We start from the raw sequence: 15,423 nt of genomic DNA, 5'->3' as shown, positions 1-15,423 counted from the left end.
CCCCGCGCCCCTCAACTCCGCTGCAGTTCGTGGCGCAGAGCGTCCAGGTCGGAGCCGCCGGCCATCTGCCGGGTCAGTTCGTCCAGCGTTGTTTCGTCCCGTGTGTAATTGCCCACCATCGTGCCGCGCCGGAGCAGGACGAAACGGTCGCCCACCAGGTACGCGTGGTGCGGGTTGTGGGTGATCAGAACAACGCCCAGGCCCTCGTCGCGTGCCGCTGCCACATACTTCAGCACCATCCCGGACTGCTTCACCCCCAGTGCCGCCGTCGGCTCGTCCAGGACCAGGACCTTCGCGCCGAAGTGGACCGCGCGGGCGATCGCCACGCACTGGCGTTCGCCGCCGGAGAGGGTGCCGATGGGCTGGTCGACGTCCCGGAGGTCGATGCCCATGCGGAGCAGTGCCTCGCGGGTGGTGCGGCGCATGAGGCCGATGTCGAGGCGCTTGAAGGGGCCGACGCCCTTGCGGGGCTCGGAGCCCAGGAAGAAGTTGCGCCAGACCGGCATCAGCGGGACGACGGCCAGGTCCTGGTAGACCGTGGCGATGCCCCGGTCGAGGGCCTCGCGCGGGGAGGCGAGGTGGGTCTCCTCGCCCTCGATGCGCAGGGTGCCGCCGTCGTGGCGGTGCAGCCCCGCGATCATCTTGATCAGGGTCGACTTGCCCGCGCCGTTGTCGCCCAGGACGCAGGTGACCTCACCGGCGTGGACCTCCAGGGAGACGCCTTCCAGGGCGCGGACGGTGCCGTAGTGCTTGCTGACGCCGGTCAGCTCCACGAGTGTCACTTGGTCGCCTCCGCGCGCCGTCGGACCCAGGCGTTGAGCAGGGTCGCGAGGAGCAGCATCGCTCCGAGGAAGAACTTGAACCAGTCGGGGTTCCACTCGGCGAAGACGATGCCCTTGCTGGTCATGCCGAAGAGGAGGGCGCCCACGGCGGAGCCGATCGCGCTGCCGTAGCCGCCGGTGATCAGGCAGCCGCCGATGACCGCCGCGATGATGTAGATCAGCTCGTTGCCGACGCCCTCGCCGGACTGGACGGCGTCGAAGGAGAAGAGCAGGTGCTGGCCGCAGACCCAGGCGCCGAAGGCCACGCCCATGTAGAGGCCGGTCTTGGTCCGGGCGACCGGGACGCCGAGCGCGCGGGCCGCGTCCTGGCTGCCGCCGACGGCGAAGATCCAGTTGCCGGCGCGGGTGCGCAGCAGGATCCAGGAGGCGAGGGCGACCAGGCCCAGCCACCACAGGATCGTGACCTTGAAGTCGACCCCGCCGACGGTGAGGGTCGAGGCGAAGACGGCGTGGGCGCTCGGGAAGCCCTCCATGTCGGCGATGGTCTTGGTGGAGACCGTGCCGTCGATCAGCTTGGTGAAGCCGAGGTTCATGCCGGTCAGCATGAGGAAGGTGCCCAGCGTGACGATGAAGCTGGGCAGCTTGGTGCGAGTGAGCACGAACCCGTTGAAGGCGCCGATGGCCAGCGTGGTCAGCAGGGACACGCCGACGCCGACCCAGGTGTTCGCCGTCATCTGGTAGCTGAACATCGAGGAGACCAGCGCGGACGACGTCACCAGGACGCCGGCCGACAGGTCGAACTCGCCGCCGATCATCAGCAGGGCGACGGGTACGGCCATGATGCCGATGGTCGAGGACGCGTACAGGACCGTGCTGAGGCTGGAGGCGCGCAGGAAGCCGTCGGCGGCGAAGGCGAAGAAGACGAGGACGGCGAGCGCGCCGACGACCGAGCCCAGTTCCGGGCGGGTGAGCAGCTTCCGCAGCGGGGAGGCCTGCAGAATCCTTTCATCAGAAGCCGTGCTCATCGGGTGCCCCGCTCGGTGTACCCGGCCAGCGCGGAGGCCTGGTCCCTGGTGACGATCTGCGGGCCGGTCAGGACCGGCCTGCCGCCGCCGAGGACGTCGCCGTTGTACCTGTAGGCCCACAGCAGGTCGACCGCCTCGTAGCCCTGGAGGTACGGCTGCTGGTCCACGGCGAAGCCGAGGGTGCCCGCCTTCAGCGAGGCCGCGACCTTGGCGTTGAGGTCGAAGGTGTCGATCTCGGCCTTGCTGCCCGCGTCCGTCCTGGCCTTCACGGCGGTGTCCGCGTAGGGCGCGCCGAGGGTGACGACGGAGTCGATGGAGCTGTCGGCCTGGAGCTTTGCCTCGATGGCGGACTGGACGTCGGGCATGTCGGTGCCGTTGACGTAGAGCTTCTGCAGCGTGCCGTGGAAGGCCTTGGCGACGCCGTCGCAGCGCTGCTCGTGGCCGACGTTGCCCTGCTCGTGCAGCACGCACAGGGCCTTCTTCCTCCCGCGCTTGTTCAGCTCGTCGCCGACGGCCTCGCCCGCGACCGTCTCGTCCTGGCCGATGTGGGTGAGGGCGCCGAAGGCCTTGGACTCCGCGGAGCCGGAGTTCACGGTGATGACCGGGATGCCGGCCTTCTCGGCGCGGGCCACGGCGGCCTTCATGGCCTCCGGCTTGGCGAGGGTGACGATGATGCCGTCGACCTTCTTGTCGACGGCCGCGTCCACCAGCTGGGCCTGCTGCTGGGCCTGGTCGTCGTGCGAGTAGAGGAAGTTGATGTTGTCCTTGACGGCGGCCTGCTTGGCGCCGCTCTGCACGATGTCCCAGAAGGTGTCGCCGTCTCCCGAGTGGGTGATCATCGCGAAGGTCCAGCGGGGGGTGTTCACCGCGGCCCTCCCCTGGGCGGCGGCGGCCCTGCGGGCGTCCTCCGCCCGTTTGCCGCCCGTGCTGCTGCACCCCGCCAGGGACACGGAGAGTGTCCCCGCCAGCGCTATGCCTACCCAGGTCCGAAACCGTGCCACGAGGCCGTGCCCTTCTTGGTGTGTCCGTCCGTACAGAAGGGGCCGGTGATCAGCTCAGCGGCCCCAAATACTTCAGTATCGAACACCATGAACACTCGTGACATGACCGGGGGGCGACAACCCCTCCTATTGTCCGGACATTGTGGCGAATCCGGCGGCGTCCGTCACGGCCGGACGAGCAGCTGGAACTCGAAGGAGTAGCGCGTCGGACGGTAGATGTGGTCGCCGAACTCGACCGCTCGGCCGGTGTCGTCGAAGGTGGTGCGCTGCATGGTGAGCAACGGGGCGCCCTCGGTCTCGCCGAGCCGCTCGGCCTCGGCGGCGGTCGCGCCGCGGGCGCCGATCGACTGGCGGGCACTGTGCAGGGTGATCCCGGCGGAACGCATCAGCCGGTACAGGCCGGTGGCCTCCAGCTGGTCGGTGTCCAGGTCGAGCAGGCCGGGCGGGAGGTGGTTGATCAGGTACGCCATCGGCTCGCCGTGCGCGAGGCGCAGCCGTTCGACGCGGTGCACGTCACTGCCCTCGGGGACACCGAGCGCCGCGGCGACGGCGGCGGACGCCGGCAGCACGGTGTTGACCAGGACCTTGGTCGCGGGGCGCTGGCCGGCCGCCTCCAGGTCGTCGTAGAGGCTGCTCAGCTCCAGCGGGCGCTTGACCTGGCTGTGCACCACCTGCGTACCGACGCCGCGGCGGCGCACGAGGAGCCCCTTGTCGACGAGCGACTGGATGGCCTGGCGGACGGTCGGCCGGGACAGGCCGAGCCGCGCGGCCAGCTCGATCTCGTTGCCCAGCAGGCTGCCCGGGGTGAGGGTGCCGTGCTCGATGGCGGCCTCCAGCTGCTGGGAGAGCTGGAAGTACAGCGGCACCGGGGAGCTACGGTCCACGCGGAGGTCGAGCGACACGGTCGGGTCCACATCTGGTTTCGGCACGGGCCCGAGCGTAGTCCCGTGATCGGTTGACGGGAAGTTGTGAAGTCCGATTGTCCGGACATACACATTGACAGGGTACGGGCTCCGCCCTCACTTTGTTTCCATGCGCATCGGGGTCATCGGTACGGGCCGCATCGGCACCCTTCACGCGAGGACGCTCAGCCGTCACCGCGAGGTCGGTTCGCTGATCCTGACGGACGCGGAACCGGCGCGGGCGCAGGGGCTGGCCCAGCGGCTCGGCGAGACCGCGGCGCCGGGGGTGGACGAGATCTTCAAGTGGGGCGTGGACGCGGTGGTGATCACCGCGGCGACATCGGCCCATGCCGATCTGATCGGCCGGGCGGCACGCTCGGGCCTGCCGGTGTTCTGCGAGAAGCCGATCGCCCTCGACCTGCCGGGCACGCTGCAGGCGCTCGCCGAGGTGGAGACAGCTGGAACGGTTCTGCAGATGGGGTTCCAGCGGCGCTTCGACGCGGGATACGCCGGCGCCCGCGAGGCCGTCCGCGGGGGGCGGCTGGGCCGGCTGCACACCGTGCGCGCGATGACCTGCGACCAGTCGCCGCCCCCGGCCGAGTGGCTGCCGCTGTCCGGCGGGCTGTTCCGGGACACGCTGATCCACGACTTCGACGTGCTGCGCTGGGTGACGGGGCGTGAGGTGGCCGAGGTGTACGCCACCGGCACGGACGGCGGTCTCCCGCTGTTCCGCGACGCCGGTGACGTCGGTACGGGCGCGGCGCTGCTCACGCTGGACGACGGCACGCTCGCCACGGCGACGGCGACCCGGCTGAACGGCGCCGGCTACGACGTGCGCATGGAGCTGGCCGGGGAGCGGGACACCGTGGTGGTGGGCCTGGACGACCGTACGCCGCTCGCGTCCACCGAGCCGACCGGGCCGCCGCCCGCGGACAAGCCGTGGACGGGCTTCCTGGAACGGTTCGGGCCCGCGTACGAGGCGGAACTGAACGCCTTCGTGGACGTGATCCGCGGCGAGCGCCCCAATCCGTGCGACGGCCACGAAGCCCTCCAGGCCCTGCGGATCGCCGAGGCCTGCGAGGTCTCCCGACGGGAGCGGCGCCCGGTGCCCCTCACCGACATCCCGGACCGGGTGCGGGCGTCGTAGCGGGGCCGGTACGGCTGCGGTACGGCGGGCGGCGGGTCCGGCGGACCGTCGGCCGGGGCCGGCCGGGGGCCGGGCCGCTCACCGGCGCCGACAGGGTGCCGCCGCGCCCAACCGTGCCGCCCCGGCGGCACGACTGCCCGCGGCTGCGCGAGGACGACCACCACCGCCGGGCAGGCGCCGGCCCGGCGGCCCCACGGCCCACAGCCACGCCGGTACGACCACGACTCCCCGGCGGGCGCCGGCACCGGCGGCTCGGCGGGGCAGGGTGTCGGCCCCGGGGAACTACCAGCGCACTGGCAGGCTGCGTACGCCTCTCATCAGCAGGCCCGGGAGCCATTCGCCCGGGTCGCCGTCCAGGGCGAGGCCGGGGGCGCGGCGGAGGAGGGTGCCGATGGCCGTGGGGCCCTCCAGGCGGGCCAGGGGTGCGCCCAGGCAGTAGTGGATGCCGTGACCGAAGGCGAGGTGGCCGCGGGTGTCGCGGCGGATGTCGAAGCGGTGCGGGTCGTCGTAGCGCTCGCCGTCGCGCTGGGCGGCGGTGAGGCTGATCACCACATGGGCGCCCCGCTCGATGGCCGTACCGGCGATCTCCAGGGGCTCGGCGGCGAACCGGTAGGTGGCGCTCTGCACCGGGCCCTCGTAGCGCAGCGTCTCCTCGACGGCGCCGTCCAGGAGGCTCATGTCGGCGCGCAGGGCGGCGAGTTGGCCGGGGTGGGTCAGGAGGGCGTGGACGCCGTTGCCGATGAGGTTGACGGTGGTCTCGTGGCCGGCGATCAGCAGCAGGAAGGCCATGCCGCGCAGTTCCTGCGCGGAGAGCCGGTCGCCGTCCTCGGCGGTGGTGCGGATCAGATCGCTGAGCAGGTCGTCGGCGGAGCCCGAGCGGCGCTTGTCCTCGATCAGCTCGGTGAGGTACGCGCCGAGGCTGACGACCGCGTCGTACGCCGTCTGCTCGTTGGTCGGCGCGACCACCTCCGTGGACGTCTTGCGGAACTCCTCGCGGTCCATGTCCGGGACGCCGAGGAGTTCACAGATGACGGTGATGGGCAGCGGGTAGGCGAGGGAGGCGATGAGGTCGGCGCGGCCGGCCGGGAGCATCTCGTCCAGCAGTTCGTCGGTGATCTGCTGGATCCGCGGGCGCAGCTGTTCCACCCGGCGCATCGTGAACGCGCGCGTGACCAGGCCGCGCAGGCGGGTGTGCTGGGGCGGATCGGTGGCCAGCAGGTGCTGGCCGAGCATCTCCTGGTCCATGACGGTCACGCCGATCTTGGCGGTGTCCTTGGCCAGCCGGGTGTCGGCGAGGGCGGTCCGCGCCTCGTCGTACCCGACAACCAGCCAGGCCGGGTCCTCCCAGTCCGGCAGCCGGACGAGGTGGACGGGGCCCTGCTCGCGCAGCCGGGCGTACAGCGGATGAGGGTCCGCGCGCAGGGCGTCCCCGAACTCCCCCAGATCGACCACGTGTTGCCTGTCCATCGCTCCCCTTCCGGACTCCCCCGAGGCTCACCGGGTGCCTCCCGGTACAGGGACAACGGGCGGCGCACGGGCTTAGTGCCCGTCGTCCTCGAGGAGTCCGGCGTCGTAGGCGAGCAGCGCGATCTGCACCCGGTTGTCGAGGCCGAGTTTGGCGAGGATGCGGGAGACGTGCGTCTTGACGGTGGCCACGCTCATGAACAGCTCCGCGGCGATCCGGGCGTTGGCGAGGCCGCGGCCGACCGCTACGGCGACCTCGCGCTCGCGGTCGTTGAGGACGGTGAGCCGCTCACGCGCGCGTGCCTGGCGTGCGTCGGCGGCGCCGCCGGCCGCGTGCCGCATCAACTGCCGGGTGACCGCGGGCGACAGGACGGGGTCACCCGCCGCGACCCGGCGCACGGCGTCGACGATCTCGGCGGGCGGCGTGTCCTTCAGCACGAATCCGGCGGCGCCCGCGCGCAGGGCGTGCAGCACCTGCTCGTCGGCGTGGAAGGTGGTGAGCACCACGACCTGCGGGGCGTCCGCCCGTGCGCGCAGCCGCCCGGTCGCGGTGAGGCCGTCCACGGACGGCATCCGGATGTCCATGAGGACGACGTCCGGCCGGGTCCGCGCGACGAGTTCCTCGGCCTGGGCGCCGTCCGCGGCCTCCCCGACGATCTCGATGTCCTCGGCCCCACCGATCATCAGGGCCAGTCCGGCCCGTACGAGCGGGTCGTCGTCGACGAGGAGAAGTCTGATCGGCGTCATGGCCCTTACGTAATCACGGTGCGGGCGGCGCGCGCGGGCCGTACCGGCGTTCGACGGCATCGTCAGGCCGTCGGTGCGGTCTGTGCCCACGGCAGCCACGCCCGTACCGTGAACCCGCCGTCGGCCGTGGTCCCGTGCTCCAGCCGGCCGCCGGCCAGGCTCGCGCGTTCGGTGAGGCCGATCAGCCCCTGGCCGGAGCCGGGGACGGGCGCGGGCTCGGTGACGGGCGGCGAGTTGGTGACCGCGAGCGTGAGGCCGTCGCCGGGTGTGCCGGTGAGGCTCAGGGTGACCTCGGCGCCGGGGGCGTGTTTGCGGGCGTTGGTCAGGGCCTCCTGGGCGATGCGGTAGGCGGTGCGGCCGACGGAGGCGGGCACGGCGGCCGGGTCGGCCACGCGATGGTCCAGGTCGACCTTCATGCCCGCCTCGCGGCACTCGTCGACCAGGGCGTCCAGGGCGGCCAGCGTCGGGCGCCGCTCGCCGGCCGGTTCCCCGGACTCTCCGGCCCGCAGCACGCCGATGATCTCCCGCAGGTCCTGCAGCGCCTCGTGTGCGCTCTCCCGGATGACTCCGGCGGCCCGGGCGACCTCCTCGCGCGGTGCGTCCGGACGGAACTCCAGGGCACCCGCGTGCACGCTGAGCAGGGTGAGCCGGTGGGCGAGGACGTCGTGCATCTCGCGGGCGATGGCCTCGCGGGCCAGCCGCTGGGCCTGCTCGGCACGCAGCCGGGCCTCGCCCTCGGCGTGCCGGGCGCGGTCGCGCAGGCTGAGCATGAGCTGTCGCTTGGAGCGCACGAACATGCCCCAGCCGACGACGGAGACGGTGAGCAGCAGGGAGAAGACGACGGCGCCGAGGTACGGCAGGTCGGGTTCCGGGCGGAGCCAGTAGTAGAGCGGGAGGAGTGCGAGGTCGGCGCCCCCGATCCAGCCGACGTAGCGGAACGGCCGGTGCACGGCGAGGGAGAACAGCACGACCAGGGCGGCCGGGCCCGCGCTGTCGGAGAGGAAGCCGACGGGGATCATCACGACCGCGAGGCCGACCGGCCAGCGGCGGCGCACCCAGACGGTGGCGCAGGAGAGGGCGCCCAGGACCAGGTCGAGGTCGAGGAGGGGACCGGACACGTCCGGGTGGTCGAGCAGGTTCCCCGCCGTCACCGGGAACAGGACGCACAGCAGCAGGAAACAGCACACGTCGACGGCCCAGTCCCGCGCGGTGCGCCGGGGCCGCCGGCCCTCGGGTCCGGCGTCCGGGTCCAGTTCGTGCAGGACGGCGGACGGGAACATCCATCGGCGGACCCTGGCTGCGTGCCCGGCGGCCGGTCGGGGCCTGTCGTCTCTCACGTTCGTCAAATCTAGGCAATCGCGGTGCCGTTGACCGCACCGGCGGGGCGGATCGCCGACCAAAGTCGCACGGCCATGGACTTTCGGCGGTCCCGCCCGGGCGGGTCGCCTCCTTCGGAAGGGGCAGGCTCGCCCCGCGGCCGATGCGTGGGGGCACGCCGCGGGGCGAGGGTCGTGCCATGAAGAAGGTGATGGAGCTGACCGGGCTGCTCGCCCTGGCGGAGGGTGTACTGGGCCTGGTGCACGGGTTGGCCCACTGGCGTGTGGGTTTCCTCCGCCGGCTGGGCTTCCTCGACGGCTACGAGCTGTACACGAGCGTCACCCTGCTGGTGCTGGGGCTCGCGCTGTGCGCCGCCGCGGAGCGCCGGAGGTCCGGCTGAGCTCGGACCGGACCCCCGGCCGGACGCACCGTTCCCTCGGAACCGACCGGCTCAGCAGCCGAAGTCGACCAGCCTGAACGTGGCGTAGTGGTCGGAGGTGTAGTAGTCCTCCTGGGACTCCTCACCGGTGACGATGCGCCGGGCACCGCGCGTGGGGGAGCCCGGCGTGATCACCGTGTACTCGTGGTAGTAGCCGGACGGCTGGCTGGGCAGGACGCCTTCGCGGTTGGAGAAGACGGTGCCGTCCTGCGAGTACGGGAAGGGGCCGCCCTGGTCGATCAGGTCCAGGGTGTCGTGGGCCTGGGAGGGCAGGGCGCTGTAGCAGACGCTGCCGGCCGACGCGGCTGCGACGGCCGTCGTGGGGGCGGCGTCCGCCGTGGTGGCGGTGACGGTGCCGCCCACGAGGAGGGCGGACAGAAGGGCGACTGCGGCGCCGGTACGAGTGGCGCGTGGGGGGAATCTCATGCCCTCATGATGACGCGCGTAGATGTTGGCATGTCAACGACAAAGTTGAAGATTCTCCCGCCAAGTCCGATGAGTTTTCGGGGAGTTAACCTGACGCGCTCCGTCCCCACACGGTCCCCACAACCACCGGCTCTTCGGCTAGGCGTTTTCCGAGAGCTCGTACGAGCCGTACCGCGGCCTTCCTGCCAGGTCGTAGGACTGGATGGAGACACCGGTGGGGGTGACGTGCCCGGCGGTGTGCGTGAAGGCGGTCGGTACGGCGCCCTCGGCGAACAGGCGCAGGCCGGTGCCGAGCACCACCGGGAAGGTGACCAGGTGGATCGTGTCGATGAGGCCGAGGCCGAGCAGGGAGCGGACCAGGGCGCCGCTGCCGTGGACCTGGAGCTCGCCGTCGGTGCGCTCCTTGAGGGCGGTGACCTCCTTGGCGAGGTCGCCGCCGATGACGGTGGTGCCGGACCAGCCGGGGTCGGTGAGGGTGGACGAGGGGACGTACTTCGGCAGGGCGTTCAGCCTGGCGGCGATCGGGTCGGCGGGGTCGGTCACCTTCGGCCAGTACGACGCGAAGATCTCGTACGTCCGGCGGCCGAGCAGGAACGCGCCCGCGCGCCCGAAGACCTCGGTGACGAACCGGCCGAAGTCGTCGTCGCCGTAGGTGAAGCTCCAGCCGCCGTGCTCGAAGCCGCCCCGGGTGTCCTCCTGGGGGCCGCCGGGTGCCTGGTGGACGCCGTCGAGGGTGACGAAGACGGTGGAGACGAGCTTGCCCATGGCGGGTGCCTTCTTTCCGGGGGCGGGGTCCGTGTCATCGGCTCAGACCCCGCGCGCACCCGCAACTCATCGGTTCAGCCGGAGTGTGTCGAGAAGAGGCCACCCGTCGGGCCCTGCTTGTCGCCGCCCTGGGCCTTCTTCAGCGCGTTGGCGAGGCTCTCGATGGTGAGGGACTGCAGGATCACCCGGCCGTTGCCCTCCAGGGTGGCCAGGGACAGGCCCTCGCCGCCGAACACGGCGTTCATGATCCCCTGGCGGTTGAGGCCGCCGACGCGCTGGACGCCGTACTGGATGCCTTCCTCGAAGGCGACCACACAGCCGGTGTCGACCTCGATGCGGCCGCCGAAGTCCGCCGGGTTGAGGTCGATGAAGTTGCCGGCGCCGGCGATGATCACCGTGCCGTACCCGGTGAACTTCTCCAGGACGAAGCCCTCGCCGCCGCTCATGCCGGTGCGGGCGCCGGCGAAGGCGATGCCGAAGTCGACGGTGGACTCGGCGGCCACGAAGGCGTCCTTCTCGGCGAACCACGCGCGCGTGCCGTCAAGCTCCAGGGCGCGCATCTCGCCGGGGAGCACGCCGGCGAAGCCGACCGTGCCCTGGCCGCCCTGGGAGGTGAAGTACTGGAACGCCAGGGACTCGCCCGCGAGCATGCGCTGGCCCACCTGCATGGCGGTGCCCATGGCCTGGCGCAGCAGGCCGCCCATGCCGCCGCCCTGCCCCTGTTGGCCGCCGTTCGCGGAGGGGCCGGACAGGCGCGTCTCCATCGTGACGTTCGTCGTCTTGAACAGGAACTTTCCGGCCTCGCAGTACACGGTCTGGCCGGGCTGCAGGTTGACGACCGCCATCTGCATGGCGTTGCCGACGATCTCTTGCTGAAGGGTCACGTGGGAAGAACGCGAAAGACGCACCCCTGAGTTCCAGCGGGCCGTACCCGGGGTCCGTACGGGTGACGCGCGGGGGGCCCGGTGCTGTCCAGGCCAGGGCGCCCCGCGCGGGCCGGGGTGGCTCAGCCGCCCAGTTCCTGGTGCCGGGCGGCGAGGCCGGCCGCGCCCTGCTCGGTCAGGGAGCCGTACAGACGCAGGCGGGAGATGCCGCCGTCGGGGAAGATGTCCACGCGCGCGTGCGTGCCGACGGCCGGCTCGGGGAGCACGAAGCGGTGGTTGGTGTCGGGCTGGAGACGGGTGCGCGGCAGGATCTCCGTCCACTCGCCGCTCTCGCCGTCCTTCACCGACACCGACGCCCAGCCGGCGCTGTTGCCCTTCAGGTAGGCCGTGTCGATCTCGATCGCGCGGATCTGCGCCTGGGCGGCCAGCTGGTAGCGGATCCAGTCGTTGCCCTGGTCACGGCGGCGGCGGGTCTCCCAGCCGTCGTCCATCTTGCGGGAGCGGCCCGGCTGGATGGTGTTGGTGGCCGGGGAGTAGAAGAGGTTGGAGGCGTCCTCGACCCGGCCGCCGTTCTCCAGGGCGACCACGTCGAAGGTGCCCAGAACCGTCAGCCACTCGGGGTCGGGTACCACCCCGCCGTACACCCGCAGGCGGGCGATGCCGCCGTCGGGGTGCTGGTTGACGCGCAGGTGGGTGAAGCGCTGCTCGACGGCGACCTCGAAGCCGTTCGCCGCGTGGCCGCCGACGGCGGTGCGCGGGACGATCGTCGTCCACTTCACGTCGTCGCCCAGCAGTTCCTCGGGGGACGGCGAGCCGGGCACGGACGTGGCCTCGATCGAGACCGCCTGCGGGTAGTTGCCGCGGAAGTGGGCGGTGTCGACGACGATCCCGCGGATCACGCCGGGGGCGCCGAGGCGGACCAGGGCCCAGTCGTGGTCCTCGGCGGTGGGCCAGGGGTGCTCGGCGGAGGCGCCGCGCCGGCGGCGGGTCTCCCAGCCGTCCATGATCTTGCCCTTGTGCCCGAAGTGCTCGGGGTCGAACTCGGCCGCCTCGGGCACCAGCAGGTTCTCTCGCTGGGCGAAGAACTCGTCGTTGGCGGCGATGACACCGGCGCCGAGCTGCCGGTCGGCGAGGTTGGCGTACTGGGCGAAGGGGAAGTCGGCGGTGCGGTAGTCCGCGTACGGGTCGCCCCCTCCGTAGGGGTTCGCGTCGCCGGTGAAGCTGGGTATCGCCGTCACGGTGATCAGGGATTCCTTTCTGCAGGGCGTCCGCCGGTGCGGCACGGGGGTGGTGGCTTACTGGGGACGGGCGAGCAGCGTGCCCTTCGGACCGGTGAACTCGCCGTCCGCGACGATGCGTTCGCCGCGCAGCCAGGTGGACTTCACGACGCCGTGGAGGGTCTTGCCGGCGTAGGCGGTGACCCGGTTGCGGTGCTGGAGACCGGCCGGGTCGACGGTGAAGGTCTCGTCCGGGGCGAGGACGGCGAAGTCGGCGTCGCGGCCGGGCGCGATCGCGCCCTTGACGGCGTCCAGGCCGACCAGGGCGGCCGTCCGCGTGGACATCCAGCGCACGACGTCCTCCAGGCCGTGGCCGCGCCTGCGCGCCTCGGTCCATACGGCGGACAAGCTCAGCTGGAGGCCGGAGATACCGCCCCAGGCGGTGGCGAAGTCGCTCGTCTTCAGGTCGGCGGTGGAGGGCGAGTGGTCGGTGACGACACAGTCGATGGTGCCGTCGGCCAGCGCCTCCCAGAGCAGGTCCTGGTTGGCGGCCTCGCGGATGGGCGGGCAGCACTTGAACTCGCTGGCGCCGTCCGGGACTTCCTCGGCGGTCAGGGTGAGGTAGTGCGGGCAGGTCTCCACGGTGATCCGGACACCCTCGGCGCGCGCGGCGCGGATCAGCGGCAGCGCGTCGCTGGAGGACAGGTGCAGGACGTGCACGCGCGCGTTCAGGCGGCGGGCCTGCGCGATGAGGTTCGCGATGGCCGTGTCCTCGGCGTCGCGCGGGCGGGAGGCGAGGAAGTCGGCGTACCTGGGGCCGCCGTGCTGCGGGGCGTCGGCGAGGTGGTGCGGGTCCTCGGCGTGCACGATCAGCAGACCGCCGAAGCCGGCGATCTCCGCCAGGGACTGGGCGAGCTGGTCCTGGTCGAGGTGCGGGAACTCGTCCACGCCGGACGGGGACAGGAACGCCTTGAAGCCGAAGACACCGGCGTCGTGCAGCGTGCGCAGGTCCTTGACGTTGTCCGGCAGGGCGCCGCCCCAGAAGCCGACGTCGATGTGCGCCTTGTCGCGGGCCACGGCCTGCTTCACCCGCAGGTTCTCGGCGGTCGTGGTCGGCGGGAGGGAGTTGAGCGGCATGTCGATCAGCGTGGTGATGCCGCCGGCCGCCGCCGCGCGGGTGGCGGTCCAGAAGCCCTCCCACTCGGTGCGGCCGGGGTCGTTGACGTGCACGTGGGTGTCGACCAGGCCGGGCAGCAGGACGTGGTCGCCGAGGTCCTCCAGCCGCGCGCCGGCCGGCACCTCGGCGTCGTACGGCAGGACGGCCGTGATCGTCCCGGCGGACACGGTGACCGTGGCGGCCCGCGTCCCTTCCGGAGTGATGACGCGCGTCGAGCGCAGGACCAGTTCAGCGTCGGACACCCGAACCCCTCTCTGTACCGCCGTTTTACGCCCAGGAAACGGGATTTACACTCACGTAACGGATTTCAACGTTCTGTTGAAGGAGTCTTCACTCCCGCCTGTCCGCCGTCAAGGGGGGACGCTTCCGGGGGGCGCGCAGGCGCAGACACTCTGGACGTTTCCACAAAGTGGAATTAGAATTTCGCCAAGCAGAACGTAGCTACGCACAAGCGGGGAGTCAACCGGCCGCCGGGTAGGCTTCTGCCCTCCCGCCAGTCCCGAAAGGAACGCGCCGTGCCGACGTCCAGCGCCAGCACCACCGACTCCGCCAAGCCCTCCGCGGGCGGGGTCCAGTCCCTCGAGCGCGCCTTCGACCTGCTGGAGCGTATGGCCGACGCCGGCGGCGAGGTCGGCCTGAGCGAGCTGTCCGCGACCAGCGGGCTGCCGCTGCCGACCATCCACCGGCTGATGCGCACGCTGGTCGCGTGCGGATACGTCCGCCAGCAGCCGAACCGGCGGTACGCGCTCGGCCCCCGCCTGATCCGGCTCGGCGAGTCCGCCTCCCGGCTGCTCGGCACGTGGGCGCGGCCGTACCTCGCGCGGCTGGTCGAGGAGACCGGCGAGACGGCGAACATGGCACTGCTCGACGGCGACGAGATCGTGTACGTGGCGCAGGTGCCGTCGAAGCACTCGATGCGGATGTTCACCGAGGTGGGGCGCCGGGTGCTGCCCCACTCCACCGGCGTCGGCAAGGCGCTGCTCGCCGGAGTGCCGGACGACGAGGTGCGGGCGCTGCTGTCCCGTACGGGGATGCCGGCCGCGACGGAGAAGACGATCACCACGCCCGAGGGTTTCCTGGCGGCCCTTCAGGACGTACGGCGGACGGGGTACGCCGTCGACGACAACGAGCAGGAGATAGGGGTGCGGTGCTTGGCGGTGTCCGTGCCCCAGTCCCCGACGGCCGCGGCGATCTCGATCTCCGGGCCCGCCGGGCGGGTGACGGAAGCGGCCACCGAGAGGATCGTGCCGGTGCTCCAGGGGATCGCCCTCGAGCTGTCCCAGGCGCTCGCGAGCTCGGGAGCCTGAGAGCTCGGGGCCGCCTGCCGTTCGGGGGCGGGGCGGGCCGCCCCGCGTTCAGGCGCGCGGAGACTCCCCGAAGAGGTCCACCGCCTCCCGGACCTCCTTCAGGCCCCTGGCCAGCGCGCTGACCGAGCCGATCGCGCCCGCGATCAGTAACAGGGAGCTGCGCAGACGGGGGGTCTCCGGTCGGCCGCCCATGGCCATCGCCGCGAGGGCCGCCAGCTCGTCCTCGGCTATGGCGCGGTCGGGGAACTCGGCCGGGAGCGCGGCGAGTTCGCGGCGCAGCCGGGACACCGCGGTCCGCAGTTCCGCCACTCTCGGGTCCTCGCCACTGCCGGTCACTGGCCTCTGCCCCAAGCTCCGCAACACAGCCCTCCCCCTCACACTCCGTCGTGCGCGGGCCAGTAAACGCCACCGCGTCCGGGAGCGCCACAGCGCGGACCGAAATTCAGCCCCCGGGAAACGGGCCGCCGTCCGTCGCGTCAGGTATGCAGGACGCATGACGGACAACCCTCACGAGGTCGCCGGGCTGCTGCTCGCCGCCGGCGGGGGCAGGCGGCTCGGCGGGCGGCCCAAGGCGCTGCTGGAGCACCGGGGGCGCCTCCTGGTCGAGCACGCCGTGGAGGTACTGCGCGCGGCCGGGTGCGGCCGGATCCACGTGGTGCTGGGGGCGAGCGCGGACGACGTCCGCCGGCGCGCCGGTCTCAGTGGCTGCGTGCTCGTGGACAACCCCGACTGGGCCGAGGGCATGGGCTCCTCCCTGCGCGCCGGGCTGGGGGGGGGGGGGGCGCCTCCCGGGGGGAGGGGGGGGGGGTGGGGTGCCCCCCAA

Annotated in this window: 17 protein-coding genes; 4 read left to right on the top strand and 13 right to left on the bottom strand. The window is 72.1% G+C overall.

All coding sequences use genetic code 11. From position 1 onward, the window contains the following. Positions 1-11: 11 nt before the first annotated feature. The 4 genes from ACZ7HQ_RS08335 to ACZ7HQ_RS08320 form a co-directional block, all read right to left on the bottom strand. Positions 12-782, bottom strand: a complete 771-nt coding sequence (locus tag ACZ7HQ_RS08335; RefSeq protein WP_470986390.1) for an ATP-binding cassette domain-containing protein — start codon at positions 780-782, stop codon at positions 12-14. Beyond that, positions 779-1,807, bottom strand: coding sequence for an ABC transporter permease (locus ACZ7HQ_RS08330; protein ID WP_470986388.1), 1,029 nt, complete (start codon positions 1,805-1,807; stop codon positions 779-781). Before ACZ7HQ_RS08330 ends, ACZ7HQ_RS08335 begins: the two co-directional genes overlap by 4 nt. Next, positions 1,804-2,808 carry a sugar ABC transporter substrate-binding protein gene (locus ACZ7HQ_RS08325; RefSeq protein ID WP_470986385.1) on the bottom strand — a complete coding sequence of 335 codons (1,005 nt, stop codon included), beginning with the start codon at positions 2,806-2,808 and terminating at the stop codon, positions 1,804-1,806. Before ACZ7HQ_RS08325 ends, ACZ7HQ_RS08330 begins: the two co-directional genes overlap by 4 nt. Positions 2,809-2,972: 164 nt before the next feature. Continuing rightward, positions 2,973-3,710 carry a GntR family transcriptional regulator gene (locus tag ACZ7HQ_RS08320; protein WP_470987129.1) on the bottom strand — a complete coding sequence of 246 codons (738 nt, stop codon included), beginning with the start codon at positions 3,708-3,710 and terminating at the stop codon, positions 2,973-2,975. Between the two features lie 130 nt (positions 3,711-3,840). On the opposite strand from ACZ7HQ_RS08320, the gene ACZ7HQ_RS08315 reads away from it, so the two are divergent. Next, positions 3,841-4,857, top strand: coding sequence for a Gfo/Idh/MocA family protein (locus tag ACZ7HQ_RS08315; protein WP_470986383.1), 1,017 nt, complete (start codon positions 3,841-3,843; stop codon positions 4,855-4,857). 282 nt (positions 4,858-5,139) lie between these two features. Here ACZ7HQ_RS08315 and ACZ7HQ_RS08310 read toward each other — a convergent pair whose 3' ends face one another. The 3 genes from ACZ7HQ_RS08310 to ACZ7HQ_RS08300 form a co-directional block, all read right to left on the bottom strand. Next, positions 5,140-6,324, bottom strand: coding sequence for a cytochrome P450 family protein (locus ACZ7HQ_RS08310; protein ID WP_470986380.1), 1,185 nt, complete (start codon positions 6,322-6,324; stop codon positions 5,140-5,142). A gap of 72 nt (positions 6,325-6,396) precedes the next feature. After that, positions 6,397-7,068, bottom strand: a complete 672-nt coding sequence (locus ACZ7HQ_RS08305) for a response regulator (RefSeq protein WP_470986378.1) — start codon at positions 7,066-7,068, stop codon at positions 6,397-6,399. Between the two features lie 62 nt (positions 7,069-7,130). Beyond that, positions 7,131-8,348, bottom strand: coding sequence for a sensor histidine kinase (locus tag ACZ7HQ_RS08300; protein ID WP_470987128.1), 1,218 nt, complete (start codon positions 8,346-8,348; stop codon positions 7,131-7,133). Positions 8,349-8,584: 236 nt separating this feature from the next. Here ACZ7HQ_RS08300 and ACZ7HQ_RS08295 point away from each other — a divergent pair, with 236 nt between their 5' ends. Beyond that, positions 8,585-8,785 (top strand): hypothetical protein, encoded by a 201-nt coding sequence (locus ACZ7HQ_RS08295; protein ID WP_470986375.1) that lies wholly within the window; start codon positions 8,585-8,587, stop codon positions 8,783-8,785. 51 nt (positions 8,786-8,836) lie between these two features. Here ACZ7HQ_RS08295 and ACZ7HQ_RS08290 read toward each other — a convergent pair whose 3' ends face one another. From ACZ7HQ_RS08290 to allB, 5 genes are all read right to left on the bottom strand, one after another. Further along, positions 8,837-9,250 (bottom strand): guanyl-specific ribonuclease, encoded by a 414-nt coding sequence (locus tag ACZ7HQ_RS08290; RefSeq protein WP_470986373.1) that lies wholly within the window; start codon positions 9,248-9,250, stop codon positions 8,837-8,839. 138 nt (positions 9,251-9,388) lie between these two features. Beyond that, a complete protein-coding gene (locus tag ACZ7HQ_RS08285; RefSeq protein WP_470986371.1) occupies positions 9,389-10,015 on the bottom strand; it encodes a dihydrofolate reductase family protein in 627 nt (208 codons plus the stop codon). Between the two features lie 74 nt (positions 10,016-10,089). Beyond that, positions 10,090-10,899 (bottom strand): AIM24 family protein, encoded by an 810-nt coding sequence (locus tag ACZ7HQ_RS08280; protein WP_470986368.1) that lies wholly within the window; start codon positions 10,897-10,899, stop codon positions 10,090-10,092. A gap of 122 nt (positions 10,900-11,021) precedes the next feature. Then, positions 11,022-12,137, bottom strand: a complete 1,116-nt coding sequence (gene alc, locus ACZ7HQ_RS08275; RefSeq protein WP_470986367.1) for an allantoicase — start codon at positions 12,135-12,137, stop codon at positions 11,022-11,024. Between the two features lie 57 nt (positions 12,138-12,194). Further along, complete coding sequence (gene allB / locus ACZ7HQ_RS08270) at positions 12,195-13,535, bottom strand: allantoinase AllB (RefSeq protein WP_470986365.1); 1,341 nt, start codon at positions 13,533-13,535, stop codon at positions 12,195-12,197. Between the two features lie 273 nt (positions 13,536-13,808). Between allB and ACZ7HQ_RS08265 the strand changes: the two genes are divergently transcribed. Next, positions 13,809-14,600: an IclR family transcriptional regulator gene (locus ACZ7HQ_RS08265; protein ID WP_470986362.1), complete on the top strand. Its 792-nt coding sequence runs from the start codon at positions 13,809-13,811 to the stop codon at positions 14,598-14,600. A gap of 48 nt (positions 14,601-14,648) precedes the next feature. Here the strand turns inward: ACZ7HQ_RS08265 and ACZ7HQ_RS08260 are convergent, their stop codons facing one another. Then, complete coding sequence (locus ACZ7HQ_RS08260; protein ID WP_470986360.1) at positions 14,649-14,963, bottom strand: DUF5955 family protein; 315 nt, start codon at positions 14,961-14,963, stop codon at positions 14,649-14,651. 130 nt (positions 14,964-15,093) lie between these two features. Here ACZ7HQ_RS08260 and ACZ7HQ_RS08255 point away from each other — a divergent pair. After that, positions 15,094-15,423 (top strand): NTP transferase domain-containing protein (locus ACZ7HQ_RS08255; protein WP_470986357.1); only part of this gene is annotated, 330 nt, incomplete at its 3' end.

This window comes from Streptomyces sp. NPDC037290, assembly GCF_055603245.1.
This window is presented reverse-complemented; position numbering and strand designations above follow the sequence as displayed.